Origin of the sequence: Sediminitomix flava (genome assembly GCF_003149185.1) — a bacterium.
Lineage (GTDB): Bacteria > Bacteroidota > Bacteroidia > Cytophagales > Flammeovirgaceae > Sediminitomix > Sediminitomix flava.
This window is the reverse complement of sequence record NZ_QGDO01000019.1, coordinates 1-3485: the sequence shown is the minus strand read 5'-3', so window position 1 is coordinate 3485 and position 3485 is coordinate 1. Positions and strand designations below refer to the sequence as shown.

General features: G+C 31.4%; 4 protein-coding genes. All 4 read left to right on the top strand.

Annotated features, from left to right (window positions below; all coding sequences use genetic code 11):
• The first annotated feature begins 111 nt into the window (after positions 1 to 111).
• Complete coding sequence (locus tag BC781_RS25160; RefSeq protein WP_109623289.1) at positions 112 to 765, top strand: hypothetical protein; 654 nt, start codon at positions 112 to 114, stop codon at positions 763 to 765.
• 715 nt (positions 766 to 1480) lie between these two features.
• Positions 1481 to 2047: a hypothetical protein gene (locus tag BC781_RS25150; RefSeq protein WP_146201787.1), complete on the top strand. Its 567-nt coding sequence runs from the start codon at positions 1481 to 1483 to the stop codon at positions 2045 to 2047.
• Between the two features lie 56 nt (positions 2048 to 2103).
• Positions 2104 to 2469 (top strand): hypothetical protein, encoded by a 366-nt coding sequence (locus tag BC781_RS25145; protein WP_109623284.1) that lies wholly within the window; start codon positions 2104 to 2106, stop codon positions 2467 to 2469.
• Positions 2470 to 2711: 242 nt separating this feature from the next.
• A complete protein-coding gene (locus tag BC781_RS25140; RefSeq protein WP_146201786.1) occupies positions 2712 to 3350 on the top strand; it encodes a hypothetical protein in 639 nt (212 codons plus the stop codon).
• The last annotated feature ends 135 nt before the right edge of the window (positions 3351 to 3485 follow it).

Genomic DNA, 3485 nt, shown 5'->3' with positions numbered 1-3485 from the left:
CACATCACAGAAAATAAAAAAGTCGGCATAACAAGGGGCATATTGCACAGGCGTTCTGCGACGCAATCCGCCTGCGACACCATGCCCATGTCGTTGTAAAGCATTCGATAAATGACAAGGAAATATATTATATCTGTTTTAATTATTTTAATAGTGTTTTTCTCATTTTTAAATAAAAAATCTAAAGAACAAGTTTTTTGGGAGTGGTTTAAAGAAAATAATGCTTCATTCTATTCTGGTGTAGATAATCAATTTGAGAGGGAAAAATTATTTGATGAATTACAATTTCAATTAAAAAAAGTAAATTCAGATTTAGCATTTGAATTTAGTCCTATTCATGAAAATGGTATTAGAGAATTTATAGTTTCTGCAGAAGGAGTGAAAGAGATATTTCCAATTGTAGAACAGCTTATAGATAAAGCTCCCGAATTAGAAAATTGGAAATTTAATGCTTTTAGACAAAGGATTCCAGGAGATAATTTTAGCATAGAAGTTGGAAGTGTAAAGATTAACTATTCTGATATTTATTTTAGATACAAGGATGGTAATTATGGAGACATTGGTATAGAGTTAAATATTAGAAACTATAACGGTGAAGCTGAGATTATCAATGCTACATATATATTGCTAGATGGATTGATAGGTGAGTATGATATTACAATGGGTATAGATTGGATAGATTGGGTAAAACTAGACGATACAAATATTAATCAACTATTACCTATAACAGATCTTCGTAACCTGATTGATCAAAAGAAAAATTAATAAAAACGCTTTACAACAAGGGGCATAGTTCACACCGCACTAACCGTCAACACGACCTAAGTGCAAAACCATACCCGTATCGTTAGCTTCAATAAATTATGACAAACAAAACATCAAAGTTAAGTCGTAAAGTTTATTTCACAGTACCAATAATTCTTATCTTTTTCTTACTTATAAGTACGTTGTCAAGCTTTTATGATTTAGGAAATCAAAACTTTCTTTTAGATACATTCTTATCAAAATTAGGGTTTTGGTTAAGTCTAAAATTCACCATCGTGATGTCGTATTATTATTGGGTATTTTTGTTGTGGAACTCGACAAGTGTAAAATCTAAAAATAAAGTATCTAATCTATTTAAAAGAATCGGATTCATTATTCTGATTCTATTCGATATTACATTGATTTTGGTGTCGATGGAGTTTATTACTGCAATTCCGTCAGATGTTAATTTCCCTTTTATAAGTATTGTGACGGGATTATTGATTGTTCTCTTTATGATAATTTTGATTCTAACACCAACAATATTGAGTGTGAATTCAGTTACTCAAAATCAATATGGACGTAGAGCTAATTTTTTTGAAATGATCATCGGGATTTTTAAAATTTTAGTACTGCCATTCACAATCTCTAAATTGTCAAAAAGTATAAAATAAAATGAAGCTAACAAGGGGCATATTCCACAGGCAGCTATGCGACGCAACCTGCCTGCGATACCATGCCTGAGTCGTTAGCTTTAATAAGTATGAGATCTATTTCGATTATAATATTTTTGATGATTCTGTCTACTCATTCTAATGCTCAAAATGATTCTATAGTATTGGAAATTATTGAATATGATGTTGATGCTGAAGAATTTCAAATTGATCGAGAGAATATGAAGGCAACTGGATTAGTTGGATTTGGTTGTTCTTATGATGGAATGTCATCGGATGAAGTCATGAGTTTAGAAAACCTAATATGGGATAAGAGATTTAATGAAATTGCTTTACTACTAAACTCAAAAAACACTGCAAATAGATTCTTATCTGTTATAACAATTGAGAAACTAATCGAAGAAGGTTTGTATTCCGCGAATGAATCAGAATTAGAAACAATAGAGGATAATTATAAATCTAACTTATATACAAATACATGTAGCGGATGTACTTTTTTTGAAAAAGCATCATTACAAGAATTATTAAATTCGGATAATGAACATCTGATACGTCGTCAAGCAATATTGTGGCTTAAGCAACGAATAAATAGAAAATTCATTCGTTCGGTTAAAAAAAATAGAAAATAAAGCTAACAAGGGGCATATTACACAGGTCGGGTGCGACGCAACCCGCCTGCGACACCATGCCCGGGTCGTTATGGCTAAGTCTTAAAGTAGAAGAAGGAGTTGTTTCAATTAAATTCTTTAAAAGAATGAAAAAGAAAAAGTATACTAAGGAGATTGTATCTATAATTTTTAGTCTTTTAGCGATTGTTTTAGGTATTCTTTTAGAGATTAAGGGTGTAGCTTATAAATATACAAGTAGTATCAAGATTCTTGGAGCTTATAACTATTCCTTAGAGCCTTCAGAAAACTCTTTTCATTTAGGTTTAATTTTAATTGTATTAGGACCGCTGACTTTAATCTTATCGATATATCAACTTCCGTATTATCATCCTATACGTAAAACTTGGGATCAACTAATCGACTCAATATTCTATCGATTTTAATTACTCGAAATAGAGTTAGGGATATTTGTAATTACAACCATATAACGTTAAGAAATGTGTAAAAAATTTGATTAGGATTAAATTCATTCAGCTAATAATAAACTATATAAAAATAGCCATAACAAGGGGCATATTGCACAGTCGGCATGCGACGCAATCCGCCTGCGACACCATGCCCGTATCGTTGTGCATAATTCAGGGAGAGTCTGCAAAGTGACACATATAAATATTGATTTCAAATTATGAGAAAAATTTATCTGATACTTTTAATAATAGTTATTGTTCTGATTGGAGGTTTTTCCATATTAATGCTACAAGTTGATAAAGCAGTAAATCCAGACCCTGATTATAATACAATTTATTCTGACTCATATAATGAAGAAAAGTTTATCAATCTTAAGCAAGGAATGACTCTTGACCAGATTGAAGCGGAGATTGGCAAACCATTTGAGACATACTCACCAACAGCAGTTCATAAAATATTGTATTCTGACTTTAATGTATCAATTGACCATGGAACTGGAGTTTCAATAAAAGATACTGCTGATAATATTAGTTTCCTTGTCCTTGACTTTGATTCAACAAAAAAAGTGATTAAGATTTTCAATAGAAGCTATATTGACAAAAACAAAGAGGATTCTTTACATCATAATGACTATTCTCAGATAATTTCGAATTTTGGTTCTCCTAAACAAGAATTGATTTGTAATTGTGAAGGTTCGGTTATGAACTATTCGGATTTAAAAGAAGGACCTTACCGAGGAAAACATCCGATTGTAAAAATCCGAAGATTGATTCTAACCACCGACAAAGAATTGGATAGATTAGTAATTGATGAAGGTAGTCCATATAATAAGTATATTGGGATTTGTAATGAATAAGAACTATGCACAACATTTTGTATAAGCAATAGCGGCAAAAGTGCTAAATTTTAAGGTCAGTGCACCGCTCAAACTTCATCAAAATTTGATAAGTTTGTATCACGCAAATCGCTACTGCTCATACAAGTCGCCGTT